We start from the raw sequence: 25,734 nt of genomic DNA, 5'->3' as shown, positions 1-25,734 counted from the left end.
CTAACTTTCTGTTGTTGGAGTTGTTGAGGTTGAAGTCTGTGTCAGGAAGCGTCGGGCGCTGAAACCGAAGATCAGCAGCCCAAGGAGCAGAATCCACACGAGTGTAGTGCTGCCGGTATCGGGCAACAACCAGCCGATGGTCGACGGCACCCGCAGCGCCCCGTACGTGGATTCGGCGCTGACCGCCCCGAGGGTGCCCGTGGCTGCCTGCAGCGTCGCGGTGCCGCGGTGGCGGAACGTTCCCTCCGCGGGGATGTCCACCGTGACGGTGCAGGTTGCGGACTGGCCCGGCGCCAGCGCCGCCCGCACCGCAGAACATGCGGCGGCGGGGATGGTGCCCTGCTCGCCGATGGTGTGCGGGCCGTCGGGCGTGCGCACGGTCATGCCTGCCAAGGCTGGGTCGCGCAGCACCATGTTGCTCAGGTCGAACTGGCCGGTGTTGGTCAGCTCGTAGGTGACGTCCATGGTGGTGGCGTGATCCGGCAACAGGGCGGTATCCACCACGTTGGTGACGCCAGACAGCGGGGTGCCTGCAATGCGCTTGTTCAGCGCCACGCTGGCGTACTTGTTCAGTGCGGTCGCCGTCCAGGCCTCGCCCGCGCGGGCGGTGTCGGTGGCCTCGGGGGCGAGCACCTTAAACGCCACGGTCGGTGTGCCGGTTTCAGGCTGGTAGCCCTCCCCCAGCTTGGCGCCCTGGGAGGTCAGCGCGAACGTGTACGTACCAGCCGTCTGCTCTTCCTCCACGGTGCAGTCGCTGCCCACGGGCACGTTCCGCAGCACGTGGGTCTGCCCGGCGCGCAGGGTAAACGGATCGCGGGTGCCGTCGCCGCAATTGGCACGGAAGGTGTAGGTGCCTTCTGCGTCGGGGGCGCCGGCAGCCTGCTTGGTGAATGCCACGTCCACGGTTGCCCGCGGGTGGTGCGCCTGCACACCGACGACCACCGCCGGGTCAGCCGCGGTGGTATCCGGAGCGTCGACGGGGACGTCCACTGCGTATTCGTACTGCTTGGCCCCCACGTCCTGCGGGGCGACGCCGTCCACGGTGGTATCCGGGCCGTCGTAGGTGCCGTTGTGCCAGGCGGCGAAGCCGAGGTACGGGCGGCGATCACCCGCGGACACTTCGAGCTCGCCACGCGCGCTGAGTGCCGCCGCGGCATCCATGGTCAGCGTGCACGAGGTCCCCGCCGGCACCTCCACGGTGCGCAGGCCGGTCACCGGCACGGCGTCCGCGCCGGGCAGCGGGCGCTCGGGAACTTCGGCCACGCTGAACTGGACTGGACGGATGGCCAGGGTGGCGTCGCCGTCTTTGCACACGAGCGTGCCCGTGTAGCCTGCGGGGTCCGCGCCGTGGAGGTACCCGGTTTGGCGCATCGCTACCTGCAGGTTGGTGGTGCGTCGGCTGATCTTGTTCACCAGGTGCAGCTCTGCGCCCTGGGTGGTGACGTCGGCCTCCACGCTGGGTTGGGCCGCGACCACGGTGAGCTGGGCGGGCACGTTGTCTACCGCAATTTCGCGCAGGCGACAGTGCGCACCGACCGGCACCGCGGACTCCGCGCCGCCTGTGGAGATGTAGCGCAGCCCGCCGTCGACCGCCGTGAAGTCACCGGGCTGCAGCTGGAGCGGCAGTCCTTCCACACTGGTCAACTCGGTGCCGAGCGCCCGGCACTGCAGCGCGAATCGCATCGTGTTCGCCTCGCCGAGCAGTCGCATGTCCGCGGAATTGCCTTCGATGTCTTTGCGCAGCTTCAGCGGCGCGGTCTGGTACACGTAGCGGCTCGTAGCACGCACCACGTTGGCCGCAGCGTCTTCTTCGACCACGAACGCAGGAGCAACCGCCGCCTCATTCCCCTGCTCGAGTGGCTTGCCCGTCGCCAGTGTCGAGTCCGGGCGGCTCACCGTCCAGTCCACCGCGTCCGGCAGCATTGTTGCCCGCAGCGAATCCTCCGGGGTGTCCGCCTGGAGGTCCAGCGGCGCATACCCGCCGAGCTCGACCGTGCAGGCCGCGCCAACCGGCACGCCTGCCACGCTGACGGCGCCTTCGCCGTCGACGATGGCGCTGCGGCGGAGCAATTCGGCGTCCCCGTCGCGGCACACCATCGTCACCGGGTGGGCGGGCAGCACCGCGCCGAGCGTCTTCCCCGTGGCCTCATAGTCCTGGCGCGCCGTCCCCGGCAGCACCACGCCGGTGCGCACGGTTGCGTCGGTGACCCGGCGGGAGAACGTGTTGATGAACTCCACCGAGTTACCAGCCCGCAAGACTGTAAACGTGTTGCCCGGTGTGCCGTCCACGGCGGTCGTGGCCGCCATGTGGATGCCCGGCTCCGGGGTCAGCGGGTTCTCCGCGACGGTGCAGCTACTGCCCACCACCAGGTCGCCCTGGGTTACGGCCACGCCATTGCGCACTGACGCCTGCAGCGACGCCCCCGGCGTCCCATCCGGCAGCACACAGCGCAGCGACGCCGGATACTCCCGACCAAGCCACGCCTCCTGCTTCGCAGGCGCGATCAGGCCCTTGGTCGCCGGGTCGAACCGCACGCGCTTGACCCCGGTGAGGGTGGCGCGCTGGTAGGCGAACTCGTCCTCCATGGCCAGCGTCGCGCGCTCCCCGACCGTAAAGGCAACTCCCGGCGCCAGCTCCGTGGACTGCTCGCCACCCGGCGCGTAATGGCCCACCGTAGTGTGAGTGATTGGGTAGTCCGCGCCCTTGCTGTTGGTACGCTGCGTGTCCACCGGGCTGCGCCGCGCAAGGGTGCACTGGGTACCTGCGGGGATTTCGGCGGCACTGAAGGTGCGCTGGGCGCCGTCGGCAAGCTGGAAGGTCTCTTGAAATGCACCGCAGCTCAACTGATAATCGACGCCCACCTTCGGGTACAGTGCCTGCTCCCCGGTGTAGCGCTGCGTGATGGTCAGCCCGTTGCCGGCAGGGGTAAACGTGTTGTTCACGGTGGCCGTATTGGTCTGGCCGGTGATGGTCAGCGCCACGTTATCCACGTCAGTGTCCCAGTTCACACCACCGGGCAGCTGAGGGCGATCCTCGGTGAAGGTACAGGTGTTGCCGTAGGGCACGCGCATGGTGGCGCCGGGGCCGTCGTCGACACGCGGATCCCCCACTTTCAGCGTGACGGGCGCACCCGGAGCGACCGTCGCGGTGCCCTCCAGCTTGATTGCCTCGACCGTGCCATTGCTCACGACGTTGCGGGAACCACACGCGAAGTTGAACGTGTAATTCGCGGGCAAGCTGCGCACCCCGTTGGCAGTCACGACCTTGGAAAGCTGTGCAGTGCCGTACTTGTAGTCGTAAGTACGGGTGATGGTGAATGCGTCCGCCTGCCCATCGCCGACCGTCAACGTCTGCGGCGCGACGGTCGTGCTCTGCAGCTCGAACGTGCGCACCGGGCCCTCGCCGGGAGCCGCGGTGGGCTCCTGCGAGCTCAACGTACACGTAGATCCGACCGGCATCTTCGGGATGACGGCGTGGCCATCAGTCAGCGTCACAGTGCCGGTGCGCTTCGTCGCGTCCGGGGCCGTGCACGCATAGTTCGCGCTGAAGCCCTGGCCCGTCACGGACGGCAACGCACCCGCCGGGCCCGCAAGCACCTGGTGCACCTGCACATCGGCGGTGCGGTAGTCGTAGGTGCTGCGGATTTCCACCGGCTCGGCGGCCGCAGGCCCGGTCGCAGGCAGGCGGAGCGCCAGCCCGTCCTGCTGCTGGGCGGCACCGGTGGCGTCCCTGCTGGTCAGGCTGATGTACTTCTGCTGCTCCGCTGTCAGCCCTTCGACGGGGCGCAACACGCAATCCTGCCCGCGTGGCACACCATCCACGGTCACCGGGGCGCCCCCGCGGACCGTGATCTGCCGCGCAGGCGCATTGGTGGCCGGGCAGCTGAGCTCAAACGTGAATTCCTGATTCTGCAGCACGGGCGTCGCCGCCGGGCCCTGCACCACATGACGCAACTGCAGCGTCGCAGTCCGCGCCGAGTACTGGTTCTCCGCCTCAACAGCCGCAGGTGCGGTATTCGGCTGCAGCGTCAACGTATGCTGCGCGCTGCCCTGGTTCGGGGTGCCGTGGGTGGCGCCATTCCACCGCAGATCCAGGTCCGCGCCCGACACCGCCGCAGGCGCGGTTTCCTTGAGGGTGCACGTCGCGCCGGCTGGCAGGCCGTCGACAAGCTGGCGAGAACCCGGCTGCACCTCGCGGGACCCGCTGAGCTTCACATCCGGGTACGCGGCCTGGAACCCCTCCGGGGCCGTGCACGCGTAGTCGATGGTGAACTTCTTGCCGGCAAGCTCCGCGTAATTGCTCGCCGTGCCGGTGACCCGCTTGTTCAGCTCCAACGATGCCGGGGCGAAGCGAGACTTCCAGTGCACGTTACAGTTGATTTCCCGGTTTTCCTTGTTCGCGAATTGCACCTCGGAGACGCCCTCCGCGCGGTTTTCCCGGAACCAAATGCCACTGCGCTCCGCATCCGCGCGGCTCAGCGGCGCACCGTTGTGCGTCAAACGCACCGGGGCCTGGTCAGTGTTGGCTCCTGGCTCGTACACGAAGGTGTCCGTGGCGCCGTCAGCGGAAATCGCGCTACACGTCCACTCCGGGGAGTAACGACGAAAGGCCAGATCCTTCCCAGCCATCGTCGACTGCAGCCCGACAGTATCCTCCGGCACACCGTCCGCGTTCAGACGACGCAGCACCGGAGTAGTGCTCGACCCACCGACTGGCTCAATCCAGTTACGCTGTTGCCCATCCTGGGTGAAAATCCTCGTCACCGGCTGCTCCGCCTGGCCGGTGAACGCCTGCTGCGCCGCCGTGTCCGCCGTGCCCAGCTCCTTGCCTTCCTGAGTGGAGATGCGGTTAAGCGCGATCGCCATCGCGAACGCCTGGTTGCCGCGCGGGTCCGGGAAGCGTGCCGTACCGCCCGAGTTCGACGCGATGCCAATCTCAAACGCCGTCGGCGAATCCAACCCAACAAGGAACGTGCCGTAGGTACCGCCGGAGTCATTATCACAGATGAAGTCACGTTTCTTGCCGCCCATGTCGGCCCACTGCCACTGATTCCTCTCGACGCCCGCCCCGAACGTCTTCCGGCACGCCTCACGACTGCCGTTCGGCGTCAGCCTAATCGGCGGATTGACCGTGCCCGTGCCGCCCGAGTTGGAGACATCCACGCTGATCATTTCGCCGCCGAGCACACTGCCCGTCGACTCGGCATCCGCAACCATCATCCGAAACGACGGCAGCGGCTGCCCGCGGTACGTGAACTTCACGTTGCGGAACGAAAGGCGCACGAAGCGGTTCTTCTCCGTCTGGAAAATGTCATTCGCGGTAGCCCCCGTCTCCGCAACGAAGAACGATTGCCCCGCAATCTGGTTCCCGAACGCAGCCCGGCTCCACGGCGGCTGCTGCCCCGCCGACAAGCTGCCCTTATTCGACCCCGTCCCCGTATCCGAGGCCTCCACCGTCACCGTGTACGTCAGCGTGTAATCCCCGAAACGCTTCGTCACATTGTGCGTCCCCGGCTTCGCAATATCCGACGCATCAATCCAACACATCTGGTTCGCCCACTTCTTGGCGTCCCCGTCCGCCTTACGAAACGAGCAGTCCCCAATATTGACGCGGCCGTTAGCGTCGGCGGCGCTCGCTGAGCTTTGACCGCCGAGGCCTCCGAGCACGGCAACCAGCGCGAGCAGCATGGACACAACTACTGCCGCTGCGGCTCGTCGCAGCCGAGGCGGTTCGCCAAATGCTGGCCAACCCGCTGTTGTCATGAAACCGCCCTTTTTGCTGTGCTCCAGCTTCTATGGATGCTTCTATTGGTGTAAAACACCGCAATCGTACCGTGCTCGAGGAGAGAACAGCAATACTTACAGAGCCTTAAGAATCCCCAGGTAAATGGGGGTGGGGGTTTGCTTTTTGGGTGGGCGCACTGTGGGGCCCTCCGCATTACCTTGCTGAGCTTTCTTCCCCTTTTCCTGAAGGACCCCATTGGGGCTTCTTCTTGGGAATAAACATACTGCCCAACAGGCTTAAGAAACCGAGAATCCCCATACCCGTTGCAAATGGAGTTCGGTCAAGCAGCTCAAGAATTACCGCCACAGCCAAAAACAAAACCGCTAGGCAGACAAACATCCACTGTCCTCTTCTCACCGCTCTCCCCTCTTCACGGATTGATTCGGCTAGAGCGTAGTTGACTGCGGCGTTGGACCTTGTCGCTTCATTCGCCGCAATGGCAGAGTCCTCTGCCATTGCGACAATTCTGTTTGCTAAACCAGCTTCGACCTCTTCGTAAGCTTGAAGTTCACTAGGATGAGGCAAAGGAGCAACTCGCATCACGCTCATGAGATCGTGCGTGACCCTGTTACTAACCTGATCTAGCACCTCGGCTTCTAAAACATCATCTTGTTCTGAGAGTCGATCGCCTGCCGCAGTGCCTGCCCCGTTTGCTTCCACGCTTTCTCCAGGTTTTCCGCTGGATCGTGGATACGTGCTTCCCGAATTATCCGACCGTCGCTGGAGCGAGCTATCACCCTGCCACGGGTCATGTTGCGCATCGTTCGAGTGCTCATTCGCCATCCCACCTCCATCTCCTGGTAAAGAACGTTTATTGTCCCATAGCCATTACACTATGACAATTATGCCATCGACATCCCTTTCTGGCAGGTAAGTACAGGCGACATCAGACTCCAACGTCCACGCACCAAATTCCTCGATTTATCCCCATCAAACCCGACGTTTCACCAGCTCACAACACTCGAGGTCCATATGGAATGTGGTCTTAGACCGGCATCCTCCCGCAGGTTTGAGGCGCCTCAACGATTAACTCTCTAACCGCCTGTCCGTCCGTTTCAGCCATTAATCCCACAGTTTCTCCGCGTAGAAGCCGCCGTCTGCAGCACTTTGCTAGCAGCGTGGCTTTGCACGACAGACGGGCTACCCATGCTAGAGTGTCCGACTAGCGTTGCACCTTCATCGAAAGCCGAGTCTCAGGCTTAAGGGTCTAAAGGGGCATTACTCCCATCTGCAATTCTGTTCACAAAATCCCGACTCCGCTCGTGATGACTATCCCACCCCAAATACCTATCCCCAAGAAGTCGGCTCCGAGGACCTATCAGGGGCTGAAGAGACATCATGCGTGTAGCCCCCAGCAAAAGCAGCAACGGAAAAGCGGGAAAGTCCCAACCCTTCCGTTGCTGCCTCCCAGATAGGCCTACTCCCTAGTCCCCGATCTGATCACGCCCACGCTTCACGATCAACGGGTCCGGCGTCCCCACCACATCATGGTCCTTGTTGGTGTATTCGAACTTGCTCAGGATGTAGCGCATCGCGTTGAGGCGGGCGCGCTTCTTGTCGTTCGACTTGATGGTGATCCACGGCGATTCGTCAGTGTCCGTGTAGCGGAACTGTTCTTCCTTGGCGTTGGTGTAGTCGTCCCACTTGTCCAGGGATGCGAGGTCCATCGGCGACAGTTTCCACTGGCGCACCGGGTCTACCTGGCGGATGGCGAAGCGGGTGCGTTGTTCTTTCTGCGTCACGGAGAACCAGAATTTGGTCAGCGAGATGCCGGAGCCAAGGATCATATTCTCGAGCATCGGCACTTCACGCAGGAATTCGGCGTGTTGGGATTCGGTGCAGAAGCCCATGACGCGTTCGACGCCGGAGCGGTTGTACCAGGAGCGGTCGAAGAACACGATTTCGCCTGCTGCCGGGAAGTGTTGGATGTAGCGCTGGAAGTACCAGGAGGTGGATTCGCGCGGGCTCGGCTTTTCCAGGGCGACGGTGCGCGCACCACGCGGGTTGAGGTGCTCGTTGAAGCGTTTGATGGTGCCGCCTTTACCCGCTGCGTCACGACCCTCAAAAATAATGATGTGGCGCTGACCAGTGTCTTTAGTCCAGTTCTGCCACTTCAGCAGCTCAATCTGGAGGGCACGCTTTTGTTCTTCGTACTCGCTCCGGCTGAGGCGTTCTTCGTAGGGGTAGTTTTCGCGCCAGGTTTCGATTGGTGTCCCGTCCGGCATGAGCAGCGCCGGGTCGTCTTCATCGGTGTCGTCGACGATCCAGCCTTCTACGGCGGCGAGGTCGATCATTGGGAGTTCGTCATCCTTGTGGTCAGCCATGTATCAAGTTTAACCCCATTGCCCCCGGATCGGCGCTGATTGTTGGTTTTTATTTATCGACGCCACCCCCGTTTTCCCACGCATTCCCAAAAGGGAAAACCCCGCCACATTTTGTGGCGGGGTTTGTATCAGGGGGCCTTAGGAAACCAGACCGATCAGCTTCACGATGGCGTCTGCGCCTTCGCCGAGCTGCTTCAGAATGGTCAGAAGTGCGCCTGCTACGTGTGCGTCAGACGAGAGGAACGCCCAGTTCTCGAGTGCCTGCATGAGTTTACTCCTTTGAGTTTAAAATCAGTGGGATGTTGAGAGTTAAGCCGTGATTATTTCGGCAGGGCAGTTGCTTTGTCGCCCAGCTTGCCGAAGTTGATAAACAGGTCCGGAATGAGGCGGAACAACTTGACGATATTGCTGGAGAAGGTGCTGAAGTCCTTCAACGCGTCGGTGATGACTGCGAGATCCATACTTACCCCTTACAGGTCTTGACATTGTGGGCGGGTGCCCGTGTGTCTACATTTCTTAAGGTTGCACACCGTGATGGTGTGTCTTAGCCGTTAATTTTGCACGTATTTTTAACTCACGTCAAGGCTTCGTGAATGATTCACCTCACATTAGGGGCACCCGGCGCGTGTACCTTACATACATGACGTGACAGCAAACGTTCAGGCGAGTTTCCCCAGCGCATCACCACAAAATATAAAATACTACTTAAGCTGCTGAAATGCGTTCATACAGGTGACCGCAAACTATTCTTCCACCGTTTCTTTGAACTTCCTGTGTAAAAGCGACATTCGAACCATTGTTGCACGGCCCCCTATTTCTGATAGTTCGCTGAGCACGGATCGTTACGGCTTTCGCTTCCACCCCACCGCCACGACGATCTCTCACCCCAGCTAAAAAGCGTTCGGCATTAGCGAACGTTCGGCAATACCGAACACCCCAAGCCATGTTGACTGGCATGCACGCTTTAGCCCAGATTTTTCGCCCGGCCGCAGATGTTAATCACTGTCGTCGATACAACCGTTCCTCGTGTTGGTTCGGTCTCGACAAACCTTTTCAATCGTGTAAAATCCGATACATAGTTTCCCCGTTCTCCTCGGAGGCGGGTTTTCTTTTTGCCTAGTTTCGCATGTGGAACTCTATCACGCTGTTATTAGTGGGTCACGTCTATGGCTCATGGCGGCAAAAGAGGATATGTTGGAGTGACGACGGGCCGGTTACCGGAGCGTTGTCGCCTGGAGGCGCCTAGGCTCCAGAGCTTTTTAAGACCTCAGAGAATCCGTTTTTAGAGCTAATGCCTAAGGATGACGTCTTTTCGTGAGATTGATGTCTCCTCACGCCTCAGTCCGAAGGCCAGCCAAAGCCCTGTCACGCAAACGTACCCCCGTTGCAACTACATAGATTTCTAAATAGTTTTTTGGGCACGGTTACTGAAGCGTCGCAGCACGGCAACACTGGAACCGTTTCGCCTGCCGAGGAACACACGCAGGTTGCCTGGTCGTATCACGGAAAACTCGTCTCCGAAGTCGTTGACGCTTGCGAGGTAGAACGATTTTCCGCGACCGAGAAACGCTTCAGGACGCAACGCTGGCGCTGGTTCGCGTCGCCAGAGACAAGGCAACCGCACGGGCCTCGACGAAGTCATCGAGCATTTAGGGTTTTCCCGGTCCGAGATAGAGGCCGAACTTCACAGCAACAAAGCATAGCTATACAGCGCAAGTCACCCCGCGCATAAGCCCGCCTCATTGACGACGCCATCTACGACCTAGAAACCTCCAGCGCGGAGATACACAAATTGGGGTCACCTGTTAAACAAAGTGGTTGAGATCCTAAGGCCTTCATCCGCGAGTCCGCGATCGACAAACACCGCGAAGAAATGACCACACCCGAAGTCTGCGACTGGGTAGCACACTTTACCGGCCGGCACCCAGCAGCAACATCGTTAAGGAACTGGATTACTGACAGACGCAACGGCTACATCCGAGCTGCCCGGAGGGTGTTATCGGCAAAAACAGCGCGACGTTTCGTGGGGTACCCGCCATCCCCGCGGTGGCTACTTCCTCACTACGTTGTTGTTCGAAAATGCTACGCGCGCTTCTTCAGAAAATACGATTTCCAAAACCTATTTTTCGAACGATCCTCAGGGTAGCGACGTGCCATGAATTCATCTGTGCGGTGACGTGAAGTTTCGGCAGCTTCCAAAAGGGCAGCAACAATTTCAGGGTCGACTGACGAAATGTGCGCTTTGTCTTTACGTCGCTGCGGATAGCGTGTCGTCATTTGAGTTTCTCCTTCCCCTCATCTTCGTCATCGTAGTGCAAAATGAGCACCGGCAGGAGCATCGCAAAAATACAAATGAATCCAACGGAATATGGGATTATCCCAAGTGAACGAAGAGTTGTGTTTGTTCCACTCCTATTTCGTTCCGGTTCGGCAAAAGCGAGACCCCCACCTGGCGTAAGGTTTCCTGGACTACTCGACTCCTTGCGCAGTTGAGCCTCAAGAGCATTGGCGTAATCTTCAGCTGCCTGTGCGATTTCCTTTTCTTCTTCGGCGATTTTGCGCGAAGTCAAAACGCTCCTAATGAGACTCGGTGACTGCAATCGCATGAGGGCGTTGTTGGTAAGAGAGTTGTCAATTGCCCATTGCAGCTGTTTGTAGTACTCGGTGCGATCATCTGACTCTTTTTTCTGCTCAATAGTCTTGAACCCAGATATCAACGCTATAGCTGCAACTATTGGGGTCAAGCTAGGAAAAACATATTTGCATACCCTTGACAAATAAAACGGCCATGATAGGTCTGAACACCAAATATAGTATCCAGCAATTACACCGATTAATAGGAGAAATCCACAAACTAGGAGCTTGACCTTAAGCCGCTGAGAAGGCAACCGCTCTTCAGTACTTTTGGACAAAAATTTCCTATGTTGATTGAGATCGCCCATGTGCCACCCCCAGTATTAGCACTAGCACTATTACTTATTACTCCAAATAAGCAACACGTCAGGCGTAGTCGACGTGTGTTCCCCTTTGTACATTTTCCGTTTTGCGAGCACCCAGACACCACTACTTGCAGCTGGCCGAGGCAAAGCATTCGGTTCGTCCAAGACGTGGGAGTCGGCTCCCAAAACAGCGTAGTTGGTATCTGCAGTTTTTGGCTCTAGTTGTGCACAACCCGCCCGAGTGAGGGGAACACCACGTTACTAAATGCGTAGTCCTAACAGCTGGTCGGCGAAAACCTGCCTCAGCCCCCATCACGCCATGTACCGCTCAATCCCCTTCACCGACAGCAGAAGATGCAGCGGCTGCCCCGGCATCTCCTGAAAACCAGCGTGCTGCATGTAGAACTGCTTCGCCCGCTCGTCCAGCGCGTGCACAACTACCGCCGCGGCACCGACTTCAACGGCAACGGTAAAACAGCGCTCCAGCGCATCGCGCAGCAGCGCCTTGCCAACGCCTTTCCCCTGAGCATTCTGGTCAACCGCAAGCCGTGCAAGGATGATCACCGGAATAGGATCCGGCCGCCCCTTCGCAAAACGCTCCGGCGCCACCTTAGCGACGATACCCCCGGTACACACCGCATAGTAGCCAACGACCCGCTCATTCCACGTTGATACATACACCGCACAGTTGTTGGCACGCTGGTTTTGCATCGCGTAGCGGTGAAACCACGTATCAAGCGACGCCTCCCCGCACCGAAACTCAGCCCGATTATCCGACTTCTCCAACCGACGTGGCGGGTGAAGAATCCCATCAGCTTCCAAAGCTGAACTCCTTGCCAAAAGGAGTTTCCTCCGCAAAAAGCGTACCTAGCCGTGAAAAGTCGGCAGGCTGAGCAAGCAACTCCTCCACACGAGAAAAATCGTCCATCCCCAACACGAAGAGCCGCTGATCAGCAAGCACTCTGGCAGCGCGCTCAACAGCGCTCTCCAGTACAAACTGCGACACCGAGGAATTCGTCACCTCAGCCGCACGCCGCAGACACTCCTCCTGTACTGACGATGTACGCAGATTCAGCCGTCTATCTTTCACAGCCATTTCAACCTCCCAAAATATTTGTACTCACAATGTACACACCTCAGAGATCGTGGGCAAGGATTCAGAACTTGGGAGTACCCATCGCCGCGGGTGCAGGTCCGGCTAATTGACGACGCCACCAACGCTCCTGCGCTGTGAAACTAGTGGAAGCCTGTTCAGACTCCCCCGATGTCCCCCTTAAAAACAAGCACCCCCGAGGGACCTAGACGCAACTAAAAGCAATCCTTTTTAGAGCCGGTAGCCTCGAGACTAACGCTTTTCTACGAGACTAGATAGAAAGGCTCCACCCGTCGTTTTGCCCTTGTCCGCTCAACGAGCTGCCACAAGCCCAAAGTCAAATCCGATTCACGCGTGACCAAATCTGCTTTCTAGTCAGACGGTTCACTTTCAAACCTGGAGCGAAGACATCACGCTGCAGCGTCACTTGTCGGCAATTGGTCGATTGCGCTCCAAAGGCCCGAAGGGGCTTGGCCCCGATCACTGTTGATCAGCACCAAGCCCCTCCAGCTTGTCCGTAAAGACACGTCGTCAGATCGCGCCCTCGGCTAAGCTGCGACCCGTCGTCGTCCTACCAACGCACCAGCGGCGATGAGCACCCCGCCGAGCAGAATTGGTAGCTGAACACCCATGCCACCAGTCTTTGGCAGGTTGCCCTGTCGGACATTGGCGAGCGTCAAAACCATGTTAGTTTTGTTCTTGTCAACCGAGGCGCTGACGATAGGTAGTGTGGGTTGCCCACGAAGCCAGGCACCGTCGGATCCTTGGAACTCAGGAACAAGCCCTTGCTGTGTTGATACGAAACGCAGCGTCACCGGTTGGGTAAGGAGCGAATACTGCGCACCATTGGCTGCCTTGGGTGCCTTGGTTTCTGTCAGCACATAGGTGCGCCCTGGCTCCAGCACCTTTTCGGTTACGTACGTACCAGCGGATTCCTTCTTTTCTGTCAACGGAACCGACTGAGGTATCCCGTCCTGCTCTACCCAGGAGAGTGTGAAGCCAGCGCCTGTCAGGCTCACGGCGTTGTCTGAGGCATCGACCTTGGTCAGCGTGAGGCCGTACTTATTCGATTGCGTATTGTCCACGGTGCAGTGAACCTTCGCGTAAGGCGCTGCCACAATGTCGAACCCAGTCTCGCCATTATTGACAACCTCGGCGCCGTATTTCTTGCCATCAACCTCCTGGGTACAAACAGCGTTTTTCATATCGCGTTGGTAGATCCGGTATCCGCTTTTCTGGTCGAGGGACTCAGTAACCGTTAGGCCCGTCTGCCCCATGGCACCCGTCTCAGCGTTGGTCGGCGCGAGACGCCACTTCACAGTGCCCTTCTTTACGGACAGTTCAAGGTCGGCATTGTTAAACTTCGTGCCTTCTTTAACGGTGACCTTGGTATCCGTTTTCTTCAATGCGCCGTCACCGGCGTCGAGCACTGGCTGGTCCGAATTGGCTACAAATGTCCACCCGGGGGCACCATCGCCACCTTCCACGACCTTGCCCGCCGAATCAACGAGGCGCTTCTTCACAATCAATTCACCCTCGCACAGTTCCTTAATCTTCTTAGCGCGGTCCCCAAGTTGCTGGCTCAGAGCGTAATAGTTCTCGATCCTTGCCGGAGCATCGTCACTGGATATATCCTTAGCCAACTGATCAACTGTGCGAATGCCATAGGTCCACTTTTCCTGGTCCTTTGTAATTTCTGACGTGCCACCTCGGGCATTCACCGAGTGCACTTCGATGAGCTCAATGTTTTTATAAATCGCTCGCTCAAAGTTGACCATGATGTTTTCGCGCTTCGTGTTGTAGAGAGGTGTTCGATTATTGGCCGCAGATCGCGAGGTACGCTTCCAAACAATCTTGTTCTCAAGCCCCTGGGTCGTCTCTCCAACGTTCCACGGCAAAACATCCTTGAGCACATAGTCTTGGTTGAAGACGTAGTTCGGCCCCTCGATTCCATTCGGCTTCCTGTCTGCACCGAGGGTCAATGTCACCATGATCGGCACGATGCGAGTTCCCTCAAGTTTCAACTGGTTGGCAGATTCAACGGCGCGTTTCACAGACGTTGCCTGCAGGAATGCACCGGTGTTTTCCATATTTGGGTTTTGCCAACCACTGTTATCCCAGGTAGGGACACCATCGGTGATGAAGTACACCAGGTCGTAGTGTTTGCCGTGCAGCTGAGCCAAACCATCTTCCCAGTTGGTTGCGTCACCGGGCGTGTTGTTGATGGTCCACTCGTTGATGGCTGCTTTCGCAGATTCCACTCCGCGGTCTGTCATCATCGAAACCGCATCACCTGTCGTTCCGGCACGTGTTCCGCGAGTACGTGCGAAGTTGTAGATTCCTACACGCGTAGACGTTCCTGCCAGCGCATCAACCATAGCGGTCGCTGCCTTGCGACTTTGTGCAAAGCCGATCTCGCCATTGTTCTTGTTGGGGTCCAAATCTGCGTATTTCAGCGATCGAGAAAGGTCCGCGACGATAGCGATTTTAAGGCCACATTTCTTCGGTACCTCCGGGTTCGGCACCCGCTGGGGCAACCAGTCACCAGAGTCTGGCAGCGTCTCGCGCTCCGGGTTGTTCTCTTTCGGCTTTACCGTGCCCTCAATGGTCGTGACCGCGTTGATTTCGGAGGGTTGGTCGCTGAAGGAAGCGGTGCTCGTAATTTGAGCGCCTTTTGGGATGAACACTCCCTCTTCGACTCGTTTACCGTCCTTGACGGGGTAAATCTCCATCTTTACAAAGCCAGAGTTGCTCTCAATTACTTTCCGCTCGAAGGTAACGCCTTCCTCCAGCAAGTCGATGTGAAAGCTGTAGTACTCCTTCGCGAGGAAACTGTTTGGTGCTTTCACCTCAATGACGGCACGCTTGAACGTTGAATCGGCCTCAACAATAGAGGTTGTTCGGTACGGGCTGTTGCCGGTAGTTTCCGACTTACTCAGGGGAATGGCGTTCTCTTTATCCTCAGGCTTCATCACGAAGGAAACCTTTTCAGGAGCATCGATCGGTTGTCCCCACGCTTGCACTGCGTATTCTCCATTCGGCGGCCCAACCAGGGACATGGTAATGACATCTCCGGGTTTGACCTCCAGATCTTTCACCTCTGGAACAAGTCGGAACTCCGTGTCGTAAGACTTCCCGAGAGCATTTTTATTCCAAAACCGCTGATTGAGCTTGTCGGGATTATCGCCAACTCCAACTGTGGTGAATCCATACTGCAACTGTGCAATACTTACCCCATCGCGCTGGATACGGATTGACACAGGGCCTTCGATGTTTTTAGTGTTCGAGTCGTTGCGCGTTTTCTTCACTGCAAAACGGGTCATACGGTAGATCTTTTCCGTGCCCCCGATCTTGAACGTCAGCTGCGGATTGTTGTTGACCCACTCCGTATTCAGGCCACTCACGTTTAGCTCTGCGTCTGGATAGCCGGGGATTGTCGCCGCACGGTTCTGCCCCACCGACGCATCCGCAACGCCCGCCGCCGGACGCCCCTTCCCATAACCAGAATTGGCGAGCTGCGCCTCGGACGGCACCGCGTCACTCTCGGCGATCGCGTACTCACCGGCATCGGTAGCGCGGACCTCGATCTCGACGACCTGTGGCGGGATGGTGTGCAGGGCGTTCAGGTTGAACGCCACGAACGAGCCGTCCTTAGCGTTGACGAAGCCGTAGTCGTAAGGCTCGAGTTTGCGGCCGTCAGCGGTCACGGACAGGACTGCCTTGATCTCACCCTTGCCCTCACGCTTGAGTGCGAAGATGTTTTCCTTCGACGCCTTGCCGCCGAACTCCCATGCCTCGCCTGCGGGGTCGTTGATCGTGATGCGATCGACGTCGCCCTTGCGCTCGACGGTCACGGGGTTCGCGGTAGCCGGGGCCTCTGCTGGTTTCGAAGCAGATGCAGAGGCCGAATTAGAGGCCGACGCTGCGGCAGGCGCCGAAGGCGTGGCGGATGAAGACGGTGTGCCGTCGTCCATCCACGAGTAGGTGGGCAGGCCGGCGTCGTCGGTGGTGATGTCGGAGACCGCCGTGGTCTCCTCCGCCTGCACAGACGGGTACGCGCCCAGGCCGGCGGCCAACGCTACCGAGGCTACTACGGCCGCAAGTCCACGGGCACGGTGCCGAGCAGGAGATCCTGCAGGTTTGATAAAGTTTCGCATCTTTCTTTCCCTACTTCCGCTTTACCGTGTCTCGTTCTTGCTTCGCCGCGCCAGGAACAACCCCAGCACAATTAACAGTCCGCCAAGTCCTGCGGCCCACAGCACGTTCGCACCTGTGGACGCCAGCGACCCGCGCTCTTTCTCGGGGACGGCGCGGGGGTGGGTCACCGTCGTGACCACTCCGTTCGGCTTCGTTGTGACGATTGTCGACGGCACCGTGGTCGTCACCGTAGTGGGGGTACCACCAGGTGGGGTCGTGGTGTACGTGGTCGAGATGGTGGTGCTCACTCGAGGAGGCGTCGACGTCGTCGTCTTCGTCGTGGTCACCGTGGTGCCGGGTTTTGTTGGCGTGGTTGATGGTGGCTCCGAGGGCTCCCACGGTGGTGGGGTGCCGTAGCTCTTGTCCCACTTCATCACGAGGACGTTCTCGTACTCGTAGCGGATGCCGCGCTCGTCAGGAAGTGGGAGGATGAGCAGTTTCGGGCTGCTCAGGTGGTACTCGTACTTCGTGTCCGGGGCGGACTCCTCCACCAGGTACAGGCCCGGAGTGAGGTTGTCGAAGAGAACTTCGCCGCGCTGGTTCGTCGCCTTCGTTTCGATGACGTCGAGGCCGCGCGTGCGGGCGTCGTCAAGCGTGGTTTTCTTTGCCACATTGCTGCCCTGCTGCGTCGTGATGTCGATGCCCCGCACCTTCGACAGGGTGAACTTCGCCCCGGCGATGGCTGGAGGCTTCTGGCCGGCCGGGACCTGGTCGTACGGGTTGGTGCCCTGCTTCTTCAGCAGCAACTGGATCGGCTTACTCTTGTCGATGCTCGCCGGGTTCAGGTTGGCGTCATTACCGCTGATTGGGCGCACGTCGGCCACCGCAGGCGTCAACGCACCCGCGACGAGCATCGTGGCTGCACCACACGCTGCCAATAGTTGGGACAAGCGCATTAGGACAGAACCTCCTCGTTCACAGCGCCGGAACGGTCGCTCTTCTTCTTTTCGCGGTACACCCACCAGATCAGCGCCAGCAGGATCAGCAGGGACACCCCGCCGAGTGCCCACATCCACCACTGCAGGGTGGAGGTGGAGTCGTCGAGGATGCTGGCCTCGTCGGGGTCCATGGGTACTCGCTCCGCGTGGACGAGCAACCGGTGCGTATTGATGCCGTACGGCGTACAGGTGATCAGCGTCAGCAGGTCGCGCTCCGGGTCGGCGCGCAGACTGTCGGTCTCATCCGGCAGCACAACCTCGATGTCGTACACCTTGTACTTCATGCGCTCGCCAAACGTGGATACATAGATGGCGTCGCCGACTTTGATGTCGGAAAGGTTGTCGAACAGGGTCGACGTCGTTAAGCCTGTGTGACCTGTGATGACCGAGTGGAACCCCTTACCACCTGTGGGAAGCGCCGACCCGTACAGGTGACCAAGGCCCTTCTGCAGAGTGTCCTCCGCCGTGCCGTGGAAAACGGGCAGGCGCAGGTCAATCGCCGGAATCGCGATCTGCGACATCGCCGACACACCCTCCAGCTGACGCTCGTACTCCTTGTAATCAGCGTTGTCCTCGCTGATGCGGGCAAGCCACGGGTCGAGAATCGGCCCGTCGGTGTGCGCCTCGTTGTACGCCTTCGCGGCTTCGAATGCCGTATTTACTTCTTCGACTGGCGTTTGTTGCAGCTCTTCCTCATAAAGCTTCGCTACCTGCTCCTGCACCCGGTTGTTCCACTGCGTCGCAATGACCGGATACATGAGCACCGCAATGCCCACCAGCACCAGGATGACGGGCAGCGCCATACGCTTGAAGAACGATTGCTGCGCCGGCTCCCGCCGATGCTTCGCCTTCACCTCTGTTGCCACCGCGTCTTCCTTTCATTTGGCACGCCTTATCGACGTCCCCTTCTTCCAAAACTGGAGCGGGAGTTTTAGGCCGTCCCGCCGACCGGCCATCCCCTGCGGAGTTTCCCGCAGGGGCTCCTACATCACGTACTAATTACGCGGTGCGGGAGTTACGACGTGCCGTGTAGACACCGCCGCCGATGATCGCGAGACCCGCCAGGGCCACGATCAAAATACCCATGCCACCGGTGGATGGGAGGGTGTTCGGGGACTTCTGGTTCTTGACTTCAACCGCAGCTTCGATGGTCTTCACCGGCGCCTTGGTATCCGGGTTTACGTCACCGCGCTTCAGCTCAAACGGAATAAGAGCGTCGTTCGCGATGTAACCAGCAGGAGCCTTCGTCTCCTTCAAGCAGAAGTCAGTCTTAGGATCTGCTTCGCTGTTGTTCTCGAAGTCCTCGACGTGGATGCCGGAAATCGTCACCGTACCGTCATCACCAGTCTTGAAGACGTTGGTTACCTTGTTGGCGGTGCTGGACATTGCGTTACGGTTGCCGCCCTCGAGCTCGACAAGCTTTCCGCCTTCAGCCTTGCAACCAACAAGCGCGAATTCCGCACCCGGCAGCGGCTTCTTCTCCTCGTTGGTCTTCGTGACCTTCAGATTGCCCCAGTAGCTGTGCACCTTATTCGTTGGCTGCTCAGTGTCGTGCTCCGAGCTGCCGTTGTTGTAAATCAAGGTGCCTTCGTTCGGAATGTGCTGGACAGCTTCCTTGGTCTTGGTCTTGATGGTCGTCTTTACTGGGACTCCTGCTTGCAGCTTCTTCAAACCGGCGGGAGTGAACTTCACTTCCACTGTCTGGCCAACGATGCTGACCTCGTAGTCGTTTTTGACCGTGTAACCTTCGACAGTCACGTTCTCTTCCGTTGGAACTTCCAACTTATCATTGAGTACATCTCGCACGATGTACTTCGTCAGCGTGCCAGTAGGCACACCCGTGGTCAGGGTGTAGGTGTATTCATCACCAACGTTGGCCCACTCATCCTTGACTTCCTTCGTCACCGTGTTTTCGGTGTTCTTCGGGTAAGCATGAACGTCGTAGATCCAGTCGGTGCCATCCTGGTTCGTCATCGGCACGTAAACCAAGAACGGTGCACCAGGGACGACACCAGCAGGTGCCTTGGTCTCGACGACGCGGTACAGACCACGCTTGAGATTCTTGAAGGTCACATCGCCACCGTTAGCGGTCGTACCAGTTGCTACGTCGGCCGTTTCCGGCGTGATCTTCAGAATATCTGCAGTCTTGTTGTCCTTGTAGGTCTTTGCAGCTTCCTGCCAGTCCTGGTCCGTATTCAGGGACTTGATCAAATCAAGCTTGTACTCAACTCCATCAAGCCCGGATCCAGGAACACCCTGCATCTCTTGGCCGTTTGCCTGCGCTCCTGGCTGCTGAGTGCTGGAAAGCTTCTTCTTGTGCAGTGTCAGCGACAGCGCCTTGTTGCTGTCGATACCGGCACCAGTTACGTTCGATGTGTGCGCCGCCTGTGCTGCGTCCTGCGCCATCGCGTCCTGCGCCGCGATACCAGCGGAGCCGGCGAAGGTCAGGCCTGCTGCGATTGCGATCGCGGCGGTTTTCTTGAGGGCAATTGCCATTTGGTTTCCTTCCAAAAGAGGTTGCTCAGGGCCCTCAGCGCACTTCAAGAAGTTTAGGTTTCTTGCGCACACGTCAGTGGCCCGACTTTGGGAACACATTGAATCTAATCACCCCCCCCCCGCTTTGTCCAGGCGGATTTGAACGAATCTCAAGGTTTCTCAGTCGACATATTCCCCTATTTTCGCTGAGCAAATCGGTTTTATTCGTTGACCATTGCTTATGTAACCAACTGCCCATATATTGCTAGACATTCATGCCTAGCTTCTCCGCTAAAACTCTAAGAATTTCCTCATACTTCGCAGGCTGCTGCGGGCGCGGTTTCAGGCATGCTCCCTCCGGGGCCTTTTGCTGCCACAATCATTCCGGTCGACCTCTTCCGGTCGACCAACGCTGGTCAGCGCGAAACCGACGCGAAGCCACACGCAAATCTGTTCACAAAATCTCTAGCAAGGTTTTGTGAACACATCCCACCCCGAAACCCGAACAACCCCGAACACAAAAATCCCGGGCCGCCCCACCGCGAAAGCGGGGCACCCGGGAGAAAGCCAGTCAGAAACTAGCGGTTTACATCATGCCTGCCATGGCGTCTGGGTCCATGCCACCGGCTGCACCGGCTGGCTCAGGCTTGTCGGCAACGACGGCCTCAGTGGTCAGGAACAGGGCCGCGATGGAGGCAGCGTTCTGCAGTGCGGAGCGCGTCACCTTTGCCGGGTCGTTAATGCCGGCTTCCATCATGTCCACGTACTCGCCGTTGGAGGCGTTCAGGCCTTGGCCGTCAGGCAGGTTGGCTACCTTGTCGGCGACGACGCCCGGCTCCAGGCCAGCGTTCAGAGCGATCTGCTTCAGTGGTGCGGACAGCGCCTCGCGGACGATCTTCACACCGGTGGCTTCGTCGCCTTCGAACCCGAGGTCGTCGACAAGCTCGCGGGCGGCCTGCAGGAGGGCGACGCCACCGCCGGCGACGATGCCTTCCTCGACGGCTGCCTTCGCGTTGCGGACGGCGTCCTCGATGCGCAGCTTCTGCTCCTTGAGCTCAACCTCGGTGGCTGCGCCAACCTTGATCACTGCGACGCCACCGGCCAGCTTGGCCAGGCGCTCTTGCAGCTTCTCGCGGTCGTAGTCGGAGTCGGAGTGCTCGATTTCGGCGCGGATCTGCTTGACGCGGCCGTCGATCTGCGCCTGGTCGCCGGCGCCCTGGACGATGGTGGTCTCATCCTTGGTCACGACGACCTTGCGTGCCTGGCCGAGCAGTTCAGGGGTGGCGGTCTCCAGGGAGAGGCCGACCTCTTCGGAGATGACCTGGCCGCCGGTGAGGATGGCGAGGTCCTGCAGCATGGCCTTGCGGCGGTCGCCGAAGCCTGGTGCCTTGACGGCGACGGACTTGAAGGTGCCGCGGATCTTGTTCACGACGAGGGTGGAGAGGGCTTCGCCCTCGACGTCCTCGGCGATGATCAGCAGTGGCTTGCCGGACTGCATGACCTGCTCCAGCAGCGGAACGAGGTCCTTGACGTTGGAGATCTTGGAGGAGACCAGCAGGATGTATGGGTCTTCCAGGACGGCTTCGCCGCGCTCCATGTCGGTGGCGAAGTATGCGGAGATGAAGCCCTTGTCGAAGCGCATGCCTTCGGTGACTTCGAGGTCAACGCCGAAGGTGTTGGACTCCTCAACGGTAATGACGGATTCCTTGTTCACCGCACCGTTGCCGACGGCGTACATCGCCTCAGCGATCTTCTTGCCGATCTCCGGGTCGGAGGCCGAAATGCCTGCCGTGGAGGCGATCTGCTCCTGGGTCTCTACTTCCTTCGCGTTGTCCAGCAGGTACTTGGAGACCTTCTCGGTCGCTGCCTGGATGCCGCGCTTAATGCCCATCGGGTTGGAGCCAGCTGCGACGTTGCGCAGGCCCTCGCGGACCAGCGCCTGTGCCAGGACTGTTGCGGTCGTGGTGCCGTCGCCGGCGACGTCGTCAGTCTTCTTGGCTACTTCCTTGACCAGCTCGGCGCCGATCTTCTCGTATGGGTCCTCGAGGTCAATCTCGCGGGCGATGGTGACGCCGTCGTTGGTAATGGTTGGTGCGCCCCAGGACTTCTCCAGGACGACGTTGCGTCCCTTAGGCCCAAGGGTGACCTTGACGGCGTCGGCTAGTGTGTTCAGGCCGTTTTCTAGGCTGCGGCGTGCTTCCTCGTCGAATGCGATCATCTTAGCCATGTAAGTTTTCTCCTTGTATTCGTCGTAAAATGCAGGCGCCCGCGACGGCACGGTCAGCGCGCGGCCAACCTCACCCGCGTTAGCACTCAATTGCCTCGAGTGCTAAGACACAGTTTTAGCACTCTCGCCCGCCGAGTGCAAGGAACCATCTTCGGCCACCTTGCTGACCTTGGAGCGCGTCTTCGAGTACACGAACCACACCAACACAACGAACAGGGCCGTACTGAACCACGGCGTCCAGGACTGCTCCGTGAACACCTCCAGCGGGCTCTCCCCCGCCGCGCCCGCAATGAGCGCCGCGTTGAGCACGCCGAACAGGGACTCGCCAACGATCATGCCCGTGGCCACCAGCGTGCCCATCCGGCGAGCGAAGTCCGGGTGGCGCTGCACCTGCGCCCAACGGTTATAGATGTATCCGACCAGCCCGCCGATCGGCACGATCACCGTGACCGACACCGGCAGGTACATGCCCATGCCCACAGCCAGCGGCGGCAAGCTGTACTTGCCCGTGGTGCGGGTGAGGGTCTCGTCGATAATGATGAGCACAACGCCGATGCCCGCACCCAGCAGAATCAAGCCCCAATCCAGCGAGCTGTTGAAAATGCCGTTCGCCACCGATGACATCAGCGCCGCCTGCGGTGCCGCGAGCGCGTCCGGGCCTGCGCCCTCCATGCCCTGGAAGCCGAAGCCGGTGAGCATCACCTGCAGGATCGGCGGGATGACCACCGAGCCGAACAGCACACCAATAATCAGCGCCACCTGCTGCTTCCACGGCGTCGCCCCCACGAGCTGGCCCGTCTTGAGGTCCTGCAGGTTATCGTTCGAAATCGTGGCGATGCCAAACACAATCGCTGCCGTAAACAGCGTGTACGCCACCAGCGAGCTCGCATTCGCGTCCGTGCCCGCCATGAACGCGCCAATCAGCAGTGCGCACGAGAGGACCGCGATGATGCCAATCGAGGAAATCGGGGAGTTCGACGCCCCAATCAACCCCGCCATATACCCGCACACCGACGCCACAATCAGGCCAATAACCAGGATGAACAGTACCGAAATCATGGTGAGCGACAGCGCGTGCTCATGAATGTCGGTGCCGCGCACGAAGTTCCACAGCAGCAGGCCAATCGGCAACATCGACGCCACAATCACACCCGCCACGATCGGGAACGGGATGTCACGCTCCGTCACGTCGACGGCCACGCCCTCGTGCCTCTTTTTCGACGCCGCCAACGACGAAGCAATACCCGTCGCAATCGGCTTCGCGATCTTGATCAGCGTCCACAGCGCCGCCACCGCCATCGTGCCCACGCCGATAAAGCGGATCTCGTCCGCGAACGTCGTGGAGACAACCTCGGCAAGCTCCAGGCCGTCGCCCATATGGGCCGCCGACTTCATCGGCAGCAGGACTGCAAAGGAAATCACGACGCCGACCAGCATCGCAATACCCACCGGCAAGCCCACCAAGTGGCCCACGCCCAGCAGCGCCAAGGACAAGGAGCCACCCATCATCGTGCCGCCCCCACCAACACGGAAGAACCCGGCAACCTCGCTGGCCGCCGCCTTCATGGCCGTCAATAAGGAATAGAACGCCGACGCAACCGCACCAAGAATAATGACGCGCAGGCCCTCAGAGTTCTCCGCGTGGTCGCGTTCCGAACCGCCATTGTCACCGTCGCCAACGCGCAGCACCTCCGCCGCCGCGACACCCTCCGGGTACGGCAAATCAGAACCAGTCACCAGCGCGCGACGCAACGGAATCGAATACATCACGCCCAACGTGCCACCCAGGGCACAGACCAGGGCGGTCGTCCAGAAGGGGAAACCCTGCCAGTAGCCGACCATCACCAAGCCCGGAAGGACGAAAATAATCGCCGAAAGCGTACCCGCCGCCGACGCAATCGTCTGCACAATGTTGTTCTCACGCACATTGTGCCCAGCAAACTTCCGCAGCACCGCCATGGAAATCACCGCCGCCGGAATGGACGTGGCAAAAGTCAACCCGACTTTCAACCCCAAATACACATTCGCGGCAGTAAACACCAAGGTGATCAAGCCACCAATGATGATCCCGCGCAGCGTCAACTCACGCATCGTCGAGGCCATTGCAAGACCTTTCAATATATAGGCATAAAAACGAACGGAAAGGATTGTACTCCTCCGGTTGGTGGTACTTTCGACCACATGACACAAACAGCTTTTACCCCAAACCGCGACCGAATTTTCGACGACCTCTCCGCCCTCGTAGGCTTCAACTCCCCACACTCCACGCCTGAGCTCGCCGACCAACACGAAGCCGCCTGCGCCTGGACAGTTTCCGCGCTCGAGGCCCTCGGACTGGACGTGACCCGCCACGCGACCGTCGATAATGCCGACACCATCATCGCCACCAAAGCCCCAGTCGGCGACGCCCCCACCGTCCTCCTCTACTCCCACTACGACGTCGTGCCTGCCAACAACCCCGACGCCTGGATCAGCGACCCCTTCACCCTTACCGAGCGCGACGGCCGCTGGTACGGGCGCGGCGCCGCCGACTGCAAAGGCAACCTCGCCATGCACCTCGAAGCACTGCGCCTCATCCAGGCCAACGGCGGCACCGACCTCGGCATCAAAGTCGTCGTCGAAGGCTCCGAGGAGCTCGGCGGCGACGACGGCCTCGGCAAACTTATCGACGCCCACCCCGACCTCTTCCGCGCCGACGCCATCATGATCGCCGACTCGGGCAACGCCGCCGTCGGCGTCCCAACGCTCACCACCTCCCTGCGCGGCGGCGCCCAGATCAACGTGACCGTCGAGACGCTGCAGGGCGCCATCCACTCCGGCTCCTTCGGCGGCGCAGCCCCCGACGCCGCCCACGCCTTGGTCCGCATCACCGACTCCCTCTTCGACGACACCGGCCGCACCACCATCGACGGCGTCGACTGCACCGCCACCTGGAACGGCCAGCCCTACCCCGCCGACACCTTCGCCACCGACGCCGGCGTCCTCGACGGCGTGACCCTCAACGGCACCCCCGACGACAACCCCGCCGACATGGTCTGGGCCCGCCCCGCCATCACCATGATCGGGTTCACCTCCACCCCCGTCGCCGACGCCGTCAACGCCGTCAACCACCGCGCAGAAGCCCAATACAACCTCCGCGTCCCCGCAGGCACCGACGCCGCCGCCATCGCCAACGCCGTCAAAGACCACATCCACGCCCACACCCCCAACGGCGCCCACGTCACCGTCGAAATCTCCGGCGTCAACGAACCATTCGCCACCGACCCCAACCACCCCGCCATCGCCCTGTTCGGCGACTGCCTCCAAACCGCCTACGACGACGCCGACCTCGCCCTCATCGGCTCCGGCGGCTCCATCCCACTCACCATCACGCTGCAGAACCACTTCCCCGACGCCGCCATCGCCCTCTACGGCGTCGAAGAACCACAATGCGGCATCCACGGCGTCGACGAATCCGTCGACCCCACCGAAATCGAACGCATCGCGGTGGCCGAAGCACTCTTCCTGCAGCAGTACGGGAAGTAGCCGGGGTTCGGCCGGGTTTCGGCCGGGTTTCGGCTGGTTTTAGCTGTCTGGGGCGCTGCCGAAACCCAAATGGGAGTAAAAGGAATGTAGTAATCCCCGTTTCGGGGAGCGCGGACATTTTGTTGGAGTGTTGAGGGCTGGAAGGTATTCCGATGCCCGCAAAGTTCCCCGACACCGTCCGCGAGTCCGCGGTCGACAAGTACTTCGAAGGCATGACCACCCCCGAGGTCT

The 25,734-nt window shown here is 59.9% G+C and carries 16 protein-coding genes; 1 reads left to right on the top strand and 15 read right to left on the bottom strand.

From position 1 onward, the window contains the following. The 15 genes from JMN37_RS06675 to JMN37_RS06610 form a co-directional block, all read right to left on the bottom strand. Nucleotides 1-5,763, bottom strand: coding sequence for a CshA/CshB family fibrillar adhesin-related protein (locus JMN37_RS06675; protein ID WP_252931417.1), 5,763 nt, complete (start codon nucleotides 5,761-5,763; stop codon nucleotides 1-3). 175 nt (nucleotides 5,764-5,938) lie between these two features. Beyond that, a complete protein-coding gene (locus tag JMN37_RS06670; RefSeq protein ID WP_177224263.1) occupies nucleotides 5,939-6,445 on the bottom strand; it encodes a DUF2335 domain-containing protein in 507 nt (168 codons plus the stop codon). Between the two features lie 764 nt (nucleotides 6,446-7,209). After that, a complete protein-coding gene (gene ppk2 / locus JMN37_RS06665; protein ID WP_070361875.1) occupies nucleotides 7,210-8,109 on the bottom strand; it encodes a polyphosphate kinase 2 in 900 nt (299 codons plus the stop codon). A gap of 138 nt (nucleotides 8,110-8,247) precedes the next feature. Then, nucleotides 8,248-8,376 carry a hypothetical protein gene (locus JMN37_RS11330; RefSeq protein ID WP_255366114.1) on the bottom strand — a complete coding sequence of 43 codons (129 nt, stop codon included), beginning with the start codon at nucleotides 8,374-8,376 and terminating at the stop codon, nucleotides 8,248-8,250. Nucleotides 8,377-8,429: 53 nt separating this feature from the next. After that, the gene (locus JMN37_RS06660) at nucleotides 8,430-8,570 is read right to left on the bottom strand and encodes a hypothetical protein (protein WP_168156160.1); all 141 of its coding nucleotides are present in this window, start codon (nucleotides 8,568-8,570) and stop codon (nucleotides 8,430-8,432) included. 1,621 nt (nucleotides 8,571-10,191) lie between these two features. Next, the gene (locus JMN37_RS06655) at nucleotides 10,192-10,386 is read right to left on the bottom strand and encodes a hypothetical protein (RefSeq protein ID WP_070361874.1); all 195 of its coding nucleotides are present in this window, start codon (nucleotides 10,384-10,386) and stop codon (nucleotides 10,192-10,194) included. Then, nucleotides 10,383-11,051 (bottom strand): single stranded DNA-binding domain-containing protein, encoded by a 669-nt coding sequence (locus JMN37_RS06650; RefSeq protein ID WP_143000799.1) that lies wholly within the window; start codon nucleotides 11,049-11,051, stop codon nucleotides 10,383-10,385. The genes JMN37_RS06655 and JMN37_RS06650 overlap by 4 nt, the downstream gene beginning before the upstream one ends. A 309-nt stretch (nucleotides 11,052-11,360) precedes the next feature. Further along, on the bottom strand, nucleotides 11,361-11,870 hold the full coding sequence (locus JMN37_RS06645; protein ID WP_070361872.1) for a GNAT family N-acetyltransferase: 510 nt from the start codon (nucleotides 11,868-11,870) through the stop codon (nucleotides 11,361-11,363). Beyond that, nucleotides 11,860-12,144 carry a type II toxin-antitoxin system TacA family antitoxin gene (locus JMN37_RS06640; RefSeq protein ID WP_070361871.1) on the bottom strand — a complete coding sequence of 95 codons (285 nt, stop codon included), beginning with the start codon at nucleotides 12,142-12,144 and terminating at the stop codon, nucleotides 11,860-11,862. The genes JMN37_RS06645 and JMN37_RS06640 overlap by 11 nt, the downstream gene beginning before the upstream one ends. A 545-nt stretch (nucleotides 12,145-12,689) precedes the next feature. Further along, on the bottom strand, nucleotides 12,690-16,298 hold the full coding sequence (locus tag JMN37_RS06635; protein WP_071573104.1) for a SpaA isopeptide-forming pilin-related protein: 3,609 nt from the start codon (nucleotides 16,296-16,298) through the stop codon (nucleotides 12,690-12,692). A gap of 21 nt (nucleotides 16,299-16,319) precedes the next feature. Further along, nucleotides 16,320-17,234, bottom strand: a complete 915-nt coding sequence (locus JMN37_RS06630) for a SpaA isopeptide-forming pilin-related protein (protein WP_071573103.1) — start codon at nucleotides 17,232-17,234, stop codon at nucleotides 16,320-16,322. Then, nucleotides 17,234-18,142, bottom strand: coding sequence for a class C sortase (locus JMN37_RS06625; protein ID WP_252931416.1), 909 nt, complete (start codon nucleotides 18,140-18,142; stop codon nucleotides 17,234-17,236). Before JMN37_RS06625 ends, JMN37_RS06630 begins: the two co-directional genes overlap by 1 nt. A 133-nt stretch (nucleotides 18,143-18,275) precedes the next feature. Beyond that, nucleotides 18,276-19,772, bottom strand: a complete 1,497-nt coding sequence (locus JMN37_RS06620; protein WP_252931415.1) for a SpaH/EbpB family LPXTG-anchored major pilin — start codon at nucleotides 19,770-19,772, stop codon at nucleotides 18,276-18,278. A gap of 565 nt (nucleotides 19,773-20,337) precedes the next feature. Next, complete coding sequence (gene groL, locus JMN37_RS06615) at nucleotides 20,338-21,978, bottom strand: chaperonin GroEL (RefSeq protein WP_252931414.1); 1,641 nt, start codon at nucleotides 21,976-21,978, stop codon at nucleotides 20,338-20,340. Between the two features lie 102 nt (nucleotides 21,979-22,080). Further along, complete coding sequence (locus tag JMN37_RS06610; RefSeq protein WP_252931413.1) at nucleotides 22,081-24,081, bottom strand: OPT family oligopeptide transporter; 2,001 nt, start codon at nucleotides 24,079-24,081, stop codon at nucleotides 22,081-22,083. A gap of 78 nt (nucleotides 24,082-24,159) precedes the next feature. Here JMN37_RS06610 and JMN37_RS06605 point away from each other — a divergent pair, with 78 nt between their 5' ends. Continuing rightward, on the top strand, nucleotides 24,160-25,503 hold the full coding sequence (locus JMN37_RS06605; RefSeq protein ID WP_252931412.1) for a dipeptidase: 1,344 nt from the start codon (nucleotides 24,160-24,162) through the stop codon (nucleotides 25,501-25,503). Nucleotides 25,504-25,734 lie beyond the last annotated feature (231 nt).

This window comes from Corynebacterium lipophilum (assembly GCF_024102595.1).
Classification (GTDB): Bacteria; Actinomycetota; Actinomycetes; order Mycobacteriales; family Mycobacteriaceae; genus Corynebacterium; species Corynebacterium pseudogenitalium.
The sequence above is the reverse complement of the archived record's forward strand: the minus strand, read 5'-3'. Positions and strand labels throughout refer to the sequence as shown.

Bases quoted from the DNA above. Each gene is read 5' to 3' on its own strand.
- ppk2 (WP_070361875.1), bottom strand. From the start codon at position 8,109: ATGGCTGACCACAAGGATGACGAACTCCCAATGATCGACCTCGCCGCC.
- JMN37_RS06605 (WP_252931412.1), top strand. From the start codon at position 24,160: ATGACACAAACAGCTTTTACCCCAAACCGCGACCGAATTTTCGACGAC.
- JMN37_RS06660 (WP_168156160.1), bottom strand. From the start codon at position 8,570: ATGGATCTCGCAGTCATCACCGACGCGTTGAAGGACTTCAGCACCTTC.
- JMN37_RS06655 (WP_070361874.1), bottom strand. From the start codon at position 10,386: ATGACGACACGCTATCCGCAGCGACGTAAAGACAAAGCGCACATTTCG.
- JMN37_RS06675 (WP_252931417.1), bottom strand. From the start codon at position 5,763: ATGACAACAGCGGGTTGGCCAGCATTTGGCGAACCGCCTCGGCTGCGA.
- JMN37_RS06610 (WP_252931413.1), bottom strand. From the start codon at position 24,081: ATGGCCTCGACGATGCGTGAGTTGACGCTGCGCGGGATCATCATTGGT.
- JMN37_RS11330 (WP_255366114.1), bottom strand. From the start codon at position 8,376: ATGCAGGCACTCGAGAACTGGGCGTTCCTCTCGTCTGACGCACACGTA.
- JMN37_RS06630 (WP_071573103.1), bottom strand. From the start codon at position 17,234: ATGCGCTTGTCCCAACTATTGGCAGCGTGTGGTGCAGCCACGATGCTC.
- JMN37_RS06635 (WP_071573104.1), bottom strand. From the start codon at position 16,298: ATGCGAAACTTTATCAAACCTGCAGGATCTCCTGCTCGGCACCGTGCC.
- JMN37_RS06640 (WP_070361871.1), bottom strand. From the start codon at position 12,144: ATGGCTGTGAAAGATAGACGGCTGAATCTGCGTACATCGTCAGTACAG.
- groL (WP_252931414.1), bottom strand. From the start codon at position 21,978: ATGGCTAAGATGATCGCATTCGACGAGGAAGCACGCCGCAGCCTAGAA.
- JMN37_RS06650 (WP_143000799.1), bottom strand. From the start codon at position 11,051: ATGGGCGATCTCAATCAACATAGGAAATTTTTGTCCAAAAGTACTGAA.
- JMN37_RS06620 (WP_252931415.1), bottom strand. From the start codon at position 19,772: ATGGCAATTGCCCTCAAGAAAACCGCCGCGATCGCAATCGCAGCAGGC.